The sequence below is a fragment of the Planococcus sp. TJ-301 genome (assembly GCF_058268475.1).
The window spans coordinates 196,952-213,186 of sequence record NZ_JBZDOH010000001.1 but is presented as its reverse complement, the minus strand read 5'-3'; the positions used below and the strand labels follow the sequence as shown (position 1 = coordinate 213,186).

General features: G+C 48.3%; 15 protein-coding genes. All 15 read right to left on the bottom strand.

The features are described from left to right. Positions 1-115 precede the first annotated feature (115 nt). The 15 genes from AC4EHJ_RS01085 to AC4EHJ_RS01015 all read right to left on the bottom strand — a co-directional run bounded on the left by AC4EHJ_RS01085 (position 116) and on the right by AC4EHJ_RS01015 (position 16,206). Complete coding sequence (locus AC4EHJ_RS01085) at positions 116-871, bottom strand: prepilin peptidase (RefSeq protein ID WP_490973758.1); 756 nt, start codon at positions 869-871, stop codon at positions 116-118. 59 nt (positions 872-930) lie between these two features. Beyond that, positions 931-1,890 carry a LysM peptidoglycan-binding domain-containing protein gene (locus tag AC4EHJ_RS01080; RefSeq protein ID WP_490973757.1) on the bottom strand — a complete coding sequence of 320 codons (960 nt, stop codon included), beginning with the start codon at positions 1,888-1,890 and terminating at the stop codon, positions 931-933. Then, complete coding sequence (locus AC4EHJ_RS01075) at positions 1,887-2,696, bottom strand: PilN domain-containing protein (RefSeq protein WP_490973756.1); 810 nt, start codon at positions 2,694-2,696, stop codon at positions 1,887-1,889. The genes AC4EHJ_RS01080 and AC4EHJ_RS01075 overlap by 4 nt, the downstream gene beginning before the upstream one ends. A 2-nt stretch (positions 2,697-2,698) precedes the next feature. After that, a complete protein-coding gene (pilM, locus tag AC4EHJ_RS01070) occupies positions 2,699-3,637 on the bottom strand; it encodes a type IV pilus biogenesis protein PilM (protein WP_490973755.1) in 939 nt (312 codons plus the stop codon). Between the two features lie 25 nt (positions 3,638-3,662). Then, the gene (locus AC4EHJ_RS01065; RefSeq protein ID WP_490973754.1) at positions 3,663-4,130 is read right to left on the bottom strand and encodes a prepilin-type N-terminal cleavage/methylation domain-containing protein; all 468 of its coding nucleotides are present in this window, start codon (positions 4,128-4,130) and stop codon (positions 3,663-3,665) included. Between the two features lie 134 nt (positions 4,131-4,264). Beyond that, positions 4,265-5,476, bottom strand: a complete 1,212-nt coding sequence (locus AC4EHJ_RS01060; protein WP_490973753.1) for a type II secretion system F family protein — start codon at positions 5,474-5,476, stop codon at positions 4,265-4,267. Between the two features lies 1 nt (position 5,477). Next, the gene (locus tag AC4EHJ_RS01055) at positions 5,478-6,524 is read right to left on the bottom strand and encodes a type IV pilus twitching motility protein PilT (protein WP_490973752.1); all 1,047 of its coding nucleotides are present in this window, start codon (positions 6,522-6,524) and stop codon (positions 5,478-5,480) included. A gap of 4 nt (positions 6,525-6,528) precedes the next feature. After that, positions 6,529-8,184, bottom strand: coding sequence for a GspE/PulE family protein (locus tag AC4EHJ_RS01050; protein ID WP_490973751.1), 1,656 nt, complete (start codon positions 8,182-8,184; stop codon positions 6,529-6,531). Between the two features lie 22 nt (positions 8,185-8,206). Continuing rightward, positions 8,207-9,724, bottom strand: coding sequence for a VanW family protein (locus AC4EHJ_RS01045; protein WP_490973750.1), 1,518 nt, complete (start codon positions 9,722-9,724; stop codon positions 8,207-8,209). Then, positions 9,714-10,208, bottom strand: coding sequence for a hypothetical protein (locus AC4EHJ_RS01040; protein ID WP_490973749.1), 495 nt, complete (start codon positions 10,206-10,208; stop codon positions 9,714-9,716). Before AC4EHJ_RS01040 ends, AC4EHJ_RS01045 begins: the two co-directional genes overlap by 11 nt. Positions 10,209-10,254: 46 nt before the next feature. After that, positions 10,255-11,793, bottom strand: coding sequence for a hypothetical protein (locus AC4EHJ_RS01035; protein ID WP_490973748.1), 1,539 nt, complete (start codon positions 11,791-11,793; stop codon positions 10,255-10,257). A 19-nt stretch (positions 11,794-11,812) separates the two neighbouring features. Next, positions 11,813-12,289, bottom strand: a complete 477-nt coding sequence (locus AC4EHJ_RS01030; RefSeq protein ID WP_490973747.1) for a prepilin-type N-terminal cleavage/methylation domain-containing protein — start codon at positions 12,287-12,289, stop codon at positions 11,813-11,815. A 19-nt stretch (positions 12,290-12,308) separates the two neighbouring features. Further along, positions 12,309-12,881 carry a type IV pilus modification PilV family protein gene (locus tag AC4EHJ_RS01025; RefSeq protein ID WP_490973746.1) on the bottom strand — a complete coding sequence of 191 codons (573 nt, stop codon included), beginning with the start codon at positions 12,879-12,881 and terminating at the stop codon, positions 12,309-12,311. A 222-nt stretch (positions 12,882-13,103) separates the two neighbouring features. Then, complete coding sequence (locus AC4EHJ_RS01020; protein ID WP_490973745.1) at positions 13,104-14,807, bottom strand: sensor domain-containing diguanylate cyclase; 1,704 nt, start codon at positions 14,805-14,807, stop codon at positions 13,104-13,106. Positions 14,808-15,018: 211 nt separating this feature from the next. After that, positions 15,019-16,206 carry a bifunctional folylpolyglutamate synthase/dihydrofolate synthase gene (locus tag AC4EHJ_RS01015; protein ID WP_490973744.1) on the bottom strand — a complete coding sequence of 396 codons (1,188 nt, stop codon included), beginning with the start codon at positions 16,204-16,206 and terminating at the stop codon, positions 15,019-15,021. Between the last annotated feature and the right edge of the window lie 29 nt (positions 16,207-16,235).

Here is a 16,235-nt window from a genome sequence, read left to right as displayed (position 1 = left end):
CGCCCCGCGTCAGACTCAAATTAAAAAACATTTGTAGCTGACACCTTGGCGCGAGAATGGTTCGGCTGACACGGAGGCGCAAAAATTTGAACAAAAAAAGATGAAGCAAAATGCTTCATCTCCAAAAATTCATATACCAACTCAATAACGCGTCTCCCCAGAAATAGACGATGACTGCGCCGAGCGCAATTGACGGGCCAAATGGCACTGGCGTCTTGCGGCCTTGGTTCTTGATGCGCAACATGATAATGCCGGCAATTGAACCGAGCAGTGACGCGAAGAACAAGGTCATCAGCGTGCCAGACACGCCAAGCACGAGGCCGATGACGAAGAACAGCTTGATGTCGCCCCCTCCCATACCGCCTTTTGATACCATCGAGATCAACAGAAGGATGCCAAAGCCGACGGCCGCTCCCAGCAGCGAATCCCACCATGGATCGAGCGGGATGAACAATCTTAAGACCAGCAGCAATGCGCCAATCGGCAGCAGCACTTTATCCGGAATAAGCATATAAGCGATGTCCGACACGGTGATGATGACGAGTAGCGACATGAACAAAATCGCGATGATCAGTTCCGGCTCGAAGCCGATCTTCCAAAAAGATATGGCAAACAGCACGCCGGTTACGAACTCCATCAGCGGATACACCCAGTGAATCTTTTCGCCGCATGAGCGGCAGCGGCCACGCAGGAATAAATAAGAAAAAACTGGCACCAAATCAAGCGCCGTTAATTGCCGGTCGCATTTCGTGCAGTGGGACGGAGGAAACGCAATCGATTCTTTTTTCGGTACGCGCAAGCCGACGACATTGTAAAACGAGCCGAAAACTAATCCGAAGATGGTAAAGAAAACTGTGTATGTAATTGCCATAATGACCCTCTTTTACGGATATTTTTTAAAAGAAAAAGGGAAATCAATGTGATTTCCCTTTAACGGCGTTCCGGAATGATCAATGTCGTGCCGGCGATGACCGTTTTGTCGGACATGCTGTTCGCTTCTTGGATCAGCGCTTCACCGTCACGGCTATTATAGTATTTCAAGGAAATCGTGAATAAGGTTTCGCCTTTTTTCACTTTATGAAAGCCTGCGGTCTGAGCGCCGGCGACATTCGGATTCGGTTCGGCTGTTACTGCAGCGGAATCTTCTTCGATGTCGACATCAACGTCGACTTCAACATCCGCGGCTGCTTCTTCTGCCGGTACTGCCTCGTCTTGTGCAGCGAGGTCGGTGCCGTCATTCTGGGCGAGCGGGTTGACTTTCCCTGCCGGCGCTGGAGCGTCGACTTTCGGCAATGTATCAAGCAAAGCGATCAGATCCGGGCGGAAATACGCGGAGAAGCTAAGCGTGACATCGAGCACTTCGCGCTCCTGGTCCGCCGTCGTAACTTCTTCCAATGCGCCGAAATCAATCGAATCGACGATCAAGATACGGTCCATCGCTTCAATTTCTTTGATGAACGTAGTGATGTTCTTGTAATCTGCAACTTCGATTGATACGGTCGTCTGCACTTCCTGCAAGTTCTCCAGACCTTCGACCGGCACTGGCAACACTACTGGCTCTTCCGTAATCGCAATATTCGTCACAAGTGAGTTCGACAGCAATTCTGCTTGTTCAATCTGCAGGACAATCAATTCCGACAGCGGTTCGATAGACACTTTCTGCTGCAATTCGCTAGTGCTGATCTTCTCACCTTCCGGCAATTCTTTCAGCTGCGTCTGCAATCCCATCAACACATCGCGCTCGGAGCTTAATAATTGTTCTGCCTGCAATTTAGCCTCTCGAGCTGGGCTATAAACCATAAAATACGAATATGCGGCAAGCGCCAAGAGGAAGACGATCGCTAAGGCGATCAACGCTTTTTCTTTCTGGCTTTTTGTCATGCTGCTCATTGGCCGTCACCTTCCGTTCCATCTGCCGGCGCCGGAGCTTCAGCCGGTGTCACTGGAGTCGTTGGCGTCGCTGGCACTGCTGGCGCTGTCGGTGTCGCTGGCACTGCTTGGTCGACTTCAACATTGACGTCTACATCGGCTGCCGGAACTTCTTCAGCCGGCGGGGTTTCCGCTGCAGGTTCTTCACTGATGATTTCGCCTTCCGGCGTCAACGCAGGAACACGTCCATCGACGAACACCAATGTATAAGATGCTAGGTAGCGTGGGTTTAAAACAGGTGCGTCTTCATCAAGAATGATCGTACCGTCTTCCACCGTTTCTTCTTCAAGCGCTTCTTGCACTACAGAATCCAATGTTGCCGATTCAATCAGGCTCGACGTTTTCAGCTGTGCTAGATAATAAGCAGCTTCGCGGGCAGTATCGAATTGGACACCCAATGTCGCAATGTCCATGCCGATGTAAGAGAAGCTATCGAAAAACCCTCGAGCGGGCAACTTCGAAACCAATTCGGCCATCAGCGGCAATGTATCAAATTGATAGCTTTCCGCCCAATCGACAGTCGCCTTCAATTGTTGTTCTTCGTTCATGCCCTGCACCGCTTCAAGCTGTTCGCGCAGCATCACCTGTTCAGCTTGCACTTGCGTTGTCTGCGCTGCCGCTATTGCCCCTTGTTCTTTGTGGTCGCCAGCGAGAAAGGCGAAAACCGCCCAAATGATCGCAGCCAGTAATAAAATGGCAATCGCCGCAACGATCGAAGCGGGACGGTCCCGTTCTTTCTGCGGCAATAAATTAATATCAACTAACATCGTCACACCTCTTTCAGCGCAAGGCCAATGGCGCGGTTGAAACGGCCCGGTACATTTTTCGCGTTATCGGAAGGGATGTCTTCCAACACGACTGGTGCCACCGGCAGCGAGAACCGCTCTTCCAGGCGCGCCTTGAATGCCGGCCAATTATCGTATTCGCCGTTGCACACCACTTTCGTGATGCCTTGTTCGCCATCATTCATATTATAACGGTAGAAATTGGCGAGCTTTTCCGCCTCTTCTTCAACGATTTCCATGACCGACGCCGGATCTTCCAGAATCGTACCCGAAACGTCGAATTCCACCGGCCGCATGAACAGCGGAAAATGCTCATGGAAAATCGATACAGTCATTTTTTTCGACTGCAGGTCGATGAGCATGATGTGCTCGTCTTCCGCGAATTCGTGCTGCAGGTAAGCAAGCCTGTACAGCGCAAGCGGCGTAATGTCGGCGACAACCGCTTTTAATTTCGCAACATCAAGCGCTGACTCGTAATCGTCGATAACCGACTCTTTCGACGCAATGATGATCACTTCCGGATTATCGCTGTCGGCACGATATGGCACCACATCGAAGACGGGATCTTCGAATGGCAAGTAAAGCGTAGAACCGATTTCGATGAAAAAATGGCCTTTAAGTTCATCGGCTTCGACGCCTTCGGGGTAAGGTACTTTGCGGATTGTAACGAATTCGTCAGGGGCGAGGAAGCGGACTGACTTCTTAGAGAGACCCCACTGATTGACAGCCTTACCGAGCTCCGATTCAAGCGCTTCCATGTCAGCCACTTTGCCGTCTTCAATGATGCCCGGCGGCAAAACCATCTCTTCTGCACAGCTCAATTGAAGAGGGGTAATCGACTTCAAGTCGACATGGCGAATCGCATCTTCTTCTATAGTAATCGTCGCGACTCGCGCTTTTCTCGATAAAAACGGTAAGGCCATTTTCTCAGCTCCTAATAAATATTTATTATCTAGTAACCGTAATATTAGCGGTTGGAGCAACACTTGCACCAGCAGCACTATCAGCACTATTATTTAGATCTTGTACATTTCCTTTTGTTGCACTTGAAAATGCAACCGTAACTCCTCCATTAACTGCAGTTCCAGTTAATAATAAATCACCAGCAGCATTCACAGCGAATGCAGGACCAGTAGCCGTAGGGAACGATCCAAGATCATCCAAATATCCGCCTCCTGTTAATTCAGCTGTAGTGATAGCTGTATCACCAGCATTTTCTGCTAAGTACAATTCAGCTGCCGAAAAAGCACTTAAAGCGTCTGATTTTGCCGCTCCAACACGGCTATTCTCAATAATATTACCAATCGCTGGAATTGCGATTGCCGCGATGATTGCGATGATGACGATTACGGCCAAAAGCTCGATTAACGTCATCCCTTTCTGATCTTTCAACTTCTGTTGGATAAATTTCTTCATTTCTTTTCCCCCTCTGATTTCGTTTTAACTTGTACCTCGTTGAGTACAAGTTAATTATAACAATAGTACCAAAATATACAATAGCAAATTTAGCAATTATTTAGAAAATTTTTCAATATTACTACTATTTAGTCCTATAATTTATCTACATTCTGGAACATTTCAAACATTGGCATCATAATCGCTAGTATTATAGTCCCGACAATCGCAGCTAGCACGACAATCATCAGCGGTTCGATCAATGCTTTCAATTTATCGGTCTCGGCATCTACTTCTTGTTCATAGAATTCCGCTACTTTCGCGAGCATGTGGTCAAGCGAACCGGTTTGTTCACCGATCGAGATCATGTGCGGAATGAGCGGCGGAAACGCCCAATGGTTGCGCATCGGTTCAGTCAGCGAGCCGCCGCGTTCGAGCGAATCGCGCGCAGCGATGATGACTTTTGACATGACTGCGTTGCCGACGACTTTTTCGGTCATCGTCATTGCCTGCAAAATCGGCACAGAACTTGAAAACAGCGAGCTCAACGTACGCGTAAGTCGCGCCAAAGCAGATTTCTTGAAAATATTGCCAAAAATAGGCATGCGAAGCAAGAAAGTATCGAGCAGCAATTTACCCTTTTCAGTTCGTTTCATGCCCCAGATCGTCCCAACGAACAGTACGATGACCCCGAGTACGATATACCAATAGACTTTAACGAACTCACTTGCTCCAAGGACCAACTTGGTAACTAACGGCAACTCTCCTCCGAAGCCTGCGAACATTTCCGCAAACATCGGCACAATTGATGACAACAGGAATATGACGACGCCCATAGCAATGAAGCCTACAATGACCGGATAGGACATTGCCGATTTGACTTTCTGCTTTGTGTGGTAGGCTTTGTCGTAATGTGTCGCCAAACGGTCGAGTGATTCATCAATGTTTCCTGACAGTTCGCCTGCGCGGATCAAGTTGATTGTCAGCGGTTCGAAAATTTTTGGGTATTTTGCGAACGAACTGGAAAGAGAGTTGCCTTTGCGCAATTCTTCGTCGATTTCCCCCAAGGTTTTCTGCAGCGGTTTGGATTCGACTTGCTGCGACAGGATTTTTACCGAATCGACGATGGTCACGCCGGAACGCATCAACGTTGAGAACTGGCGTAGGAACATGATGAATTGGTCTTTTTTAACCGCCGCTCCGAACGAAATGTCTTTTTGCAGCGCAGTAGCCGGCATTTCCCGGATGTCAATTACGCGGACGCCTTCGTCGCGCAGTTTTCGGACCGCTGCCTGCCGGTTGTCGGCAGTAACGATGCCGGAGCGGATTTTTTTCTTGTCGCGCCCTTCGTATTTAAAACGCGCCATGCTACTCCTCCCCTTCCAGGTAAGGCTGGGCGATTTTTTGTGAGATTTTTCCTTTTTTTAACAATTCCTGCACCGATGTCGACATCATGTGCATGCCGGCGGCGCGATTTGTCAAGATGACGTTTGGGATTTGATGCACTTTTTCGGTACGGATCAAGTTAGCGATGGCGGTGTTATTGATCAGGATTTCTGTCGCCGCCACGCGCCCTTTTCCGTCGGCGGTCGGCAGTAAGCGCTGCGAAATGACCGCTTTCAGGATGCCACCGAGCTGTGTGCGGATCTGCGCATGCTGTTCCGGAGGAAAAACATCGATGATCCGTTCGACTGTTGAAGCGGCGCTCGAGGTATGCAGCGTTCCCATGACCAAGTGGCCCGTTTCTGCCGCAGTGATAGCGGTTGTGATTGTTTCCAAATCCCGCATCTCACCGACAAGGATGACGTCCGGATCTTGGCGTAATGCGGCGCGCAGACCGTTCGCAAATGACTTTGTATCAAAACCGACTTCACGCTGGTCAATGACTGACGTGCCATGCTTATGCATATACTCAATCGGGTCTTCGAGCGTGATGATGTGTTTCGTCATCGTCTCGTTCATGTATCGGATCATCGCCGCGAGCGTAGTCGATTTCCCGGAACCCGTTGGCCCTGTAACAAGGATGAGCCCCTGGTGGGTATCGGATAATTTTTTCAACGTATCTGGCATGTTCAAATCATCTATCGTCGGAATTTTCGTTGGAATTGTCCGGAACGCGTGCGAAATGGAGCCTCGCTGGTGGAACGAGTTGACACGGAAACGGGCGACGCCGGGGATGGAGTACGAATAATCCATTTCCCCTTTTTCAAGAAACGTATCCCAAAGTGCTTCCGGCATAAGGACCCGGGCAATTTCTTTCGTCACTTCCGGCAGCAGTTTTTCATCGCCATATTGTTTCATCGTGCCATGCATGCGGAATACCGGCGGAATGCCGGTTGTCATATGGATATCGGATACTTTCATTTCAGTGGCTGCAGTCAATACGGCATCTATAAAAGAAATTGTTGTATTCATAGGATTAATCAATCATGGCGACGCGTAGTACTTCTTCGGTCGTCGTCATGCCCTCCTTCACTTTTAATAAGCCGTCATCTATCAGGAAAATGGTGTTGTTGCGGATGGCGATTTCGCGGATTTCCGCCGCCGTGCCGCCTCTATTGATAACTTGCTTGATTGGTTCGTCAACGACAAGCACTTCATGGATCGCCATGCGCCCGCGGTAGCCGGTCATATTGCATTGCGAACAGCCTTTGCCGCGGGTAATGGTGTCGAGCACGATGTTGCGTTTTGCCGCAATTTCCTGTTCGCGGATCGTAGCCGGTTGGGTTTCCTTGCAGTCGCGGCACACCCTGCGGACAAGCCGCTGAGCGACGACCGCGTTGAGCGACGCCGTCACGAGGAACGGCTCGATGCCCATATCCATAAGACGCGTAATCGATGCGATCGAATCGTTCGTGTGGATCGTGCTGAGCACCAAATGCCCGGTCAGCGACGCCCGGATGGAAATTTCCGCGGTTTCCTTGTCGCGGACTTCACCCACCATGACGATGTCCGGATCTTGCCGGAGAATTGAACGCAGCCCGGCGGCAAACGTCAGCCCGACATTGGTATTCACTTGAATCTGGTTGATGCCTTCAAGCTGGTATTCGACCGGATCTTCAACGGTGATGATGTTGACTTCTTCGCTATTGAGTTTATTGAGCGCGGCGTACAGCGTTGACGACTTGCCGGAACCGGTCGGGCCGGAGATCAGCACAATGCCGTTCGGCTTGTCGATTTCCTGCATAAAGCGTTCCATATTCAAATCGGTGAAACCGAGTTTTGAAATGTCGGTCAAGTTATTGCTCAAGTCAAGAATCCGCATAACGATCTTTTCGCCATAGACGGTTGGCAGCGAAGACACGCGCAAATCGATCGCGCGGAAGTCTACATGGGTTTTGATGCGGCCATCCTGCGGCACGCGGTTTTCCGTGATGTCGAGGTTCGCCAGGATTTTCAAGCGCGCGGTGACCATTTGCTGCATCGTCTTTGGCAAGATGCGCTCGGTGCGCAGCGTGCCATCGATGCGGTAGCGCACGAGAATCTTGTTTTCCTGCGGATCCAAGTGGACATCACTCGCTTTCATCGAAACAGCGTTTGACAAGATTTGATTGACGAGCCGGACAATCGGTGCGTCGATGTCATTCATGTCTTCCTGCTGCTCGGCTGACTGCGGCATGTCCTCGAGAATATCGTCATACGATTCTTCTTCATAGTATTTCGCGATGGTGCGCATGACATCTTCTTTCGACGCAATTGCCGGTTCAATCTGGAAGCCGGTCGTCAGCCGCAGATCGTCGATGGCGAAAAAGTCGGTCGGGTCGGTCATGGCAACGTATAATTTATCGCCTTCGGTTTTCAGAGGCACAAGCATTTTGCGCTTCGCGAAATCCTTCGGCACCACATTGAATAACTTCGGTTCGAACGGATAGCGGAACAGCGATACGTGCGGAATGCCCAACTGCACTTCAAGCGTTTCGATCAATTGCTGTTCGGTGATGTGCCCGCGCTGCACAAGCGCGTCGCCCAATTTCTGGTCGTTCTGTTTGCCTTGTAATGCGCCTTCCAGGTCTGCTTCTGTCAGCAGACCCAGTTCAATCAATATATCTCCTAATCGTTTACGAGTTCTTGCCAAAATACTTCCTCCTCAAAACCCGTTAAGGATCTACTAAATTTCCACCTTTGTCGCGTTCACCTTCGGTTGATGGCGTTGGTGCAACCGGCGGCTGCCAATCATGCAGCCCATCGCCGTCACCATCCACAAAGTCCGGATCGCCGGGTATCGGGGCTGGCGTAACTACAACAGGTGCATCATGTATGCCGTCACCGTCCGTGTCGATAAAACCAAAATCTCCTGGCATCGGTACCACAACCGCTGCTGGTGTATCGTGTACGCCGTCGCCATTGGCATCAACAAAGCCGGGTTCTCCAAACCTAGGTACAACAACCGCTGCTGGTGTGTCGTGAATGCCGTCGCCGTTTGCGTCAACGAAGCCGGGTTCTCCCGGCTTCGGCACTGCAGCAACGGGAACTTCCGCCGCTTTCAGCGCAAAAACTTCGATTTTATGGACTGGCGGGTAAAAGTCGGTCGAGACCGGTTCGACTTCCAGCTCTTTGCCGTCCAAAAAGATGGTGCGGTTCACATTGACTCGCATGCCGTTGCGTCCCTCTTCTTTCACCACTTTGCCGGATGCTACGAATGAACTGAATTGCTTGATCAAGCGCGGCTCTACTTTTTCTTCCGCCCCAGTCTGGATTTCGTAATCATAGACGAGCGGCAATCCGCTTAGCTCCGCTTTGACAGTTGAATTGTCTAGAGATACATTCAACGTTATTGAGCTTTCATTCGGATTGGTGAACACCAAATCGATGCCCATTTGACGGTTAATCGCCGCTTCCTGTCCGAGCGGCACAGATATCGGCGCAGATGAACCAATGCTGCGCTCGTCGACAGTGAGATTGCTTTGTAATACGGCCGAGTAAACAGCCGAGGCGATTTGCGACAGTTCGCCGTCCGTTATTTCAACGAGCGGCAATTCCGTAATGAAATCAAGGAATGAAAACTTCATGCCCGGCTCGATTGCGAGGCCATTCAGCGCCGATGCCACTACCGTTCCTTCAGCGCTTTCGATCGAATGCGTAAATGCCGAAGACGCAATCACTTCACGTTCGACCGCTAGCGTATCGTTACTGATTGCGACGCGCGTCTGTGATTGCCCTTCTGATAACGCAGCTGCCAATTTGGCGTTGACCGTATCGATGTCCGCTGCAGAAAATGTTGCAACTGGGAAATGCTCCGCCAAGAACGCGGCGGTTGTTTCAGGGGACAGCTGGAAACGGAATCCGTTTTGCACGCCGTCCTCCGCGTTCATCAATGTTTCATCAACTAAAATTTCAACGGTCTCAAGCGAATATTCAGCGGCAGCATCCTGGTAGGCTACTTGCAGGCTGGACGCCGCACGCCAAATGTCTGATTGGCTTGCAAAAAGCCCCTTCGCTTGTGCGACTTCCATATTGGAAACGTCGGTCGTGCCGATATAGGTGTTGTCGCCGAACTCTTCGGCTGGGAACAGCCACGTGTCCACCGCGTATGCTCCGGCGTTTGATGCACCGAAAACCAGCAGGCCTGATGACAGGACCGCGGCGAACGTTAACCCGAATGCTTTATTGTTCACGTGAATGCTCCTTTCCCATCGGCTGGATCGACTGCATGCCGAAACTCGGCGGTACGGTTTCTCTTTCCGGTTGGGTTTCTTCTATTGTTTCTTTAACAGTTTCCTGGACGGGTTCTTGCTGCACATTGATTTTTTCAGCTTTAGGTGCGCTTTGAATCTTGCTTAACACCGGCTGAGCTTCTGCATCCGGCGCGATAAGTGACTGCCGGCGCTCTTTGCGCTCTTCAGCGAGGCGCTGATTTTCAACTTTCTCCCTTTCAAGCATTTTCTGGTACAGCATGGCTGCTCCAAGAGACACCGCAACCAAAACCAATAATGCCATATACCACGAAAGCAAAAATTGGACGATAAGCGCAATGGCGGCAGCCGCAAGACCACCGCCGCCAATCGCTCTTTTTTTATTAGCTGGCACTGATTTGAACTTTAGGATGAGGACCGCTGCTGCAATTGCTGCAATGATAATAAAAAACAAAAATTGAATCAAAATGTAACCCCCTGTAAAATAACTTGCTTATTGGCTTGCCGTTCCATTAATATTCCACGTCGAACTCGAATCCTGGTTCAAGAACACTAGGGACGGAAACTTCTGTTTCTTCGTCAATCGTTTCGCTAATTGTCACGCCGCACGCGGCAAGGAAAGTAGTGTATGTTGAAGTTGGCTCAGCCATCTGGCGAACGTAAAGTGCTGTCCTTTCAGGATCATCAACATACGAATTCCCACTTTTCTTTTTCAGGATAAATTTATTACTGGCATTTCGGGTGTAATAGATGAGCGAACCACTATTGGTAAATTTCACTTCTTCCTTCAACCGAGTGAGATCTGCGGGAAGTATACGGTCTAAATCGATACACAGCCGTGAATGATTATCGATTTCAAAATTCTGCCCCCATTGCAATTTCGAAACGGCTTTGTCTGCTTGGTCAGCCGAGACGTCTCTTCCGAGGACAAGAAAATTCGTATAATACATATTCTGGATATTACTTTCTACGTCGAGCTCTTTGACAATAACGGTCTGTTTGCTGCCGTTTTTACCTAAGTTAGTTAAATTATTGCCCGTAGCCAGTACGCCGTTGACCAGCAAATTGGCATTGATCAGATTGTTCATATTATTAAAAGCGTCCATATCGCCCTCTCTAACAACGATGTTGATCCCTTCCATGTCAAGGGAGTTGCAATTGGCTGAACACACTTCCGTTAAAAAATTGCTGATATAAACTTTAAAATCTTGCGGGTTTAAGCCTGCATCCTTGATATCTTCCAAGAATTCCGCCAGTGTTTGCCCGCCTGCAAATTTGCACTCGTAAAGAGGATACAACACAGGTGTTCCGCTTTTTACTTGGTCAAGCAATGCTTCACACGAGATGGTGGGGGCAGCTGCATCGAAAATGTCGGTGTACGTGATATCATCTTTTGCCACCGGAGTTTCCGTATGGACGGTGAGCGATTCGTCTTCATCCAAAAATGTCTCGGGAATTTCGATTGTAAAGAAAGCTTTCAATTCTTTCGTGACGGTTTTGGAAGTGCCCGACATACCTAAATCGACTTTGATACTTTTCACATCATCGTTGTCGATTGCAACTGCTCCTGCATCATCCAGTTTTTTCCCTGAAGCTGACAAGATTGTGTAATTTATCTGTCCGGAAGAAAAAGGAACAATTTCATTCCCTGCCAAACTGTTCAACGCTGCAATTTTCGCAAAAATTTTATCGATATATACGGTTCTCATATCCGAGTCGATTTTGGCTTCTATCGCCGCAATTTTTGCATCGTCCGAACAAAGTGCTCCTCTCGGCGGCTGGATGCAGGCAATTAAATCATTGACAGCTATCTGTGTTTGTTGGGATACTTCCAGTTTGATAAGCTCAAGTTCCCTTTGGAAATCGGAAGTGAAATAATTCACACCCATCTCAGCTGAAGCAACCGATTGGTTAGTCGTATCCACCGTCTGTTCCTGTTTGGCATTATTTAACGAACCGGCCATGAAAGTCGCAGAGATGCTGAGGAAAAGTACAATGATTAACAAAACAATTAATAACGCGTAGCCTTGCTGGTTTTTTAAGTGCTTCATCGTTTTGCTCCCTTCAATTCTAATTGGTAAGAATCCTAGTCAACGCCGTTTTTATCGTTACCGAATTGTTAGAATTGTTCAGATCTGTGAGTTTCAAGATGACATCGGTATTTTTTTTCTTCGGCTCAATGTTTAGCACTTGATCAACCGGCGTAGAGTCATGCGAGTCGATGACCGTACCGTTGATGGTCGTGCCGCTAAAATCATATTTCTGATCCAGCACTTGGCTTGAGCAGCTGCCCGAGGCGGGACACGTTTCAATCTTCAGTTTATTCCCTTCGAAAATCAATGAATAATTGCTGTTTCTCCGGTGCTCATTCGTCAAGGTCGCAATGATGATATTGGCGTCCTGCTGCATGAGTGTCTTCCCAGTTTCCACTGCCGTATGTTTAAACCCTATCGACAAAGCGGTCCAGGCAATCCCGGCAATGATGGAAACAAGTGCAAGAGCCGCCAGCAACTCTACAAGAGACACCCCTTTCTGGTTGAGCTTCACATTAATCACCCACACTTTCTTAAGGCGTTCCTTCGACAGCCTTATAGGAAATAAAAGAAAACGTTTCACTGCTCAATCGATAGGTTTCAGGGGTTGAGTCATTTATATCGTAAATTTTCAAATGCACCTTGTGTAATTTAGTCGGTTCCAACTTTGCACAATTCCCTGCTGCCGGTGCTTCTCCGATAACCGCTGGATTTAAATAGGTTTCGCATTTCACGTAGACATCAGCTTCATATAAATAATCGGATTTTTTTTGGTACCTGTCGAAGTTGGCTTCCTTTGACGTTAGGGCGTAGCCTTCCGCTGCCAATCCAGCAGCCATTTTGGCTTCGGACAGGTAATCCGGCAACCCTGTATCCGGTGTCACGGCACTAGAAACCAATACCTTCTTCCATTTATCAGCAGCGACAAGATCCGCCATTTCCTGCCTCGCCAGATTCATTGTGTCCAGTTTGGTTTCGGTTTTGTCATTAAAAAGAGTCATTTGCGGAAAAATAGTCATGATTCCAATGAAAACAATGCTTAAAATAACAAGCGCAGCAAGAACTTCAACCAATGTCAAACCCTTTTCGTCCTTAAAAGCCTTCAAATCGCTCCCCCCAGCTCACTAAGTAATGACTAGTATCCAGTTTTTTCTATAAATTGATGTAATATCTCAAAATCTATCTATGCTTATTATTACATTTAATTTAAGATCCTGCACTATATTATTACAGTAAAATCTATGTTATTTACTATTTTATTTCACATCACCTACCATAAATATAGGAAAAAAGGCTGTGAAATGAGTATTTTTCCATTTCACAGCCTTTTATTTAGCGTATGCCGCCACTTTATTGCGCCCTGCTTGCTTGGCGCCGATATACAATGCCCGGTCCGCATTGCGGATCAAGGCGTTTGGTTCATCGCTGTCGTCCGGCGCCGTCGATACGCCGATGCTGAGCGTAATGTGGACTGCCACCGACTGGCGTTCCTCTCCAAGATCGGTTTGAATCATGAAGTCGTGCTTCTCTATCTTTTTGCGCAGCGCTTCAGCAAACAACATCGTCAATTCTTTGCCGTAGTTCGGAAACAGGACGACGAATTCTTCGCCGCCATAGCGCGCCACAGTTCCTTCCGTGCCAACTTGTTCCTTGATCATATTTGCAAGTTCAACCAAGATATCATTGCCGCTTTGATGGCCGTAAGTATCGTTGATTGATTTGAAATGATCAATGTCCATCATGACCAGCGACAAGCTGTCGATTTCACCCGACTTGACTTTCTGCATGCTCTTTTCAAGTTTTTCATCCAAATAACGATAATTGTAGAGCTGCGTTAAGCCGCAGCGCTCGCTTGTCGCGATTGCGCGCTGGACATAGCCCGCTTTTTCCAAGGAAACAGCGAAGTAGGTGCTGAGAATATCCAGGATTTTCAATTGATGCGCTGCGAACGCGAATTTTTTGCGGCTAGCGACGAGCAGCACACCTTCTATTTTATTGTTGCGGGCAATCGGCGTGCACATGATGCTTTCCGCGTCGACTGGGATATAGCCGGTGACGATATCGTCCCACTCACTTTTCTTATCGTAAATTACTGGTGTGCCGGTGACGATGACATTGCCCGCTATCCCTTTATTGTAGCGGACTGGCGGCACTTGGCTTTTGATAAACTCGCCGTTTTCGAACATGCGCAGCATCAGCAACTCGCCGTCCCGGTAATCGATGGCGTATGTGTAATCAAGGCGGAACATATTCGTCACCTGGATGACGAATTGATCAAGCACTTCATCGGTCGACAGCCGGGCCGCGAGCTGATGCCCGATTTCACCCGCCTTCTTCAAATCGGTGTTGACTTTTTCAGAGCTGCTGTACATACGCAGCAAGCCAGCAATCATAAGAAACGGAATGCCAAGCAGGAACAGCGCGGTTGCTCCAATATAGGCTTCCGTAATATATAAGGTAATCGCATAAGGAAACACCAATAATGTAATCGCAAAGTCCCAAATGGTATCCAACGACAGGAACGATTTATTGGCCCTCATAAAAACATCATCCGTATAGAGGAATAAATGATTGGCTATAATGGAAATCATTTCGTAGATCAAACCGAACATCAGAATGTGGACGATCGACATCGAGCCGATTTCACCGCCGAGTTTCAAATAGGCGATGCCGGCGACCGCTGATACGACGAAAAACATCAGCGAATTGAACGGCAGCCGTACATGGCGCGGCTCATCGCTTCTGCTTCTGAACAACAAGATCAATACGGTCACTTGCGACAGGACGACTTCCGCGAACAAGCCGTACTTCAAAAACACGGCGATGGTCACACATTGCACCAAATACATCGGCGTGCCATTAATGTTCAACGGCATCAACGACGTCAGAATTGCCAAAACCCCAAATGCCGCAAAGTTCCAAAAGTCCATTTCCGGCGGCGGGTAATATTGGTAAACCAAATACAATCCGAGTGGAACAATCGCAATCCAAAGCAGCCAGAGCACTATGCTTCTCTTTTTCGTATTAGGCATGCCATCTTCTCCCTTTTTATTTAATTGTTTTGTAGTTCGAAATTTTTTCTTGGACATTCCGCTCTCGGGTGACTTTCTTGCTGAAGTTCGTATGGGCTGCTGCAGATGTAGAAGGTTCCTTCCCCTGGGCAGGACGGTTTTTTCGCCGCCGGGCAAACAGGGGTGAATAAAGAAACTCTTGGAAACCAATTACCGAAACGCTTTTACGCGTTCATTCGCGGAAATTTTGGAAAATCCGGTAATGGTCTCTTTTAAATTTTGACAATAAATAGAGAGAACCAGTGACTATTGTCACTTCTTTTTGTTTACGTACAGGTAATATATCACATCTTTTTGCAATTGTCTTTATTTTACACCTATTTTCAGCAAATAAAGTTTCAGCAGGCAAAGCTCGATCATTTTCAAAGTCTACGAACGTGAAACAGCTTCCAAAAGATTCGAGCTGGCGCAGGATTGGGATATAATCCTTGTCTTTCAAAAGCCCCATCACGATATGAATCGGCCGGCCGGGAAAACATGTTTTCACCGTGTCGGCGAGTGCTTGGATGCTGGCTTCGTTATGGGCGCCGTCTAGGATGACATCCGGCAAAATCTCTTCGAACCGGAACGGGATGCTGGCCCCTGCCATCGCTTTTCGGGCTTTTGGCGCATCATATGCCAAACCCAGCAATTCTTTCGCAGCTTCGTCGGCGAGCGCAGCATTAAGTTTTTGATGTCTGCCTTTCAGCTTAAGCTCAATTTCTATAGGTCCCGCCGGGAGGATCACTTCTGCTTGCAGCGCTTCAGCAGTTGCTTCAACTACTTGGTAAGCTTCTTGTGGCAGCAGTCCAACAACAACAGGTTTCCATTTTTTTATAATACCAGATTTATGTGAAGCAATTTTTTCCAAGGAATCGCCCAAGAAAATTATATGTTCCATCGCAATGGATGTAATAATGGCGATTTCTGGGTCGATGACGTTCGTGCTATCGAACCGTCCCCCCATGCCGGCTTCGATAATAACGTAATCAAGCGCATGGTCTTGGAACACCAGAAAAGCCGCTGCCGTCAACAATTCAAAATCCGTTAATGGCGTTTTGATGCTGGCAAGCCGCTCCATCACTTTATCCAGATCTTTTGGCGACACAGGGACGCCATCAAGCTGGATTTGATCGTGCAAGTCTTCAATCGCTGGCGAGAAGAAATTGCCGACCGATTTCCCATGCTCACGCAATATGGAAGTTAAAAATGCGGCGGTGGACCCTTTGCCGTTCGTGCCGGCGATGTGGACGAACTTCCCCTTTTTATGCGGATCGCCTAATTCGGAGAGTGCCGCAGTAATCGCCTCCAAGCCCGGTTTGATTGCCGGATCGGATGGGAGCATCCATTTCTTTTTATAGCTATCGAGTCCATTTATCATTTTTAGCCTTCTTTCTGCGTGAAACATGA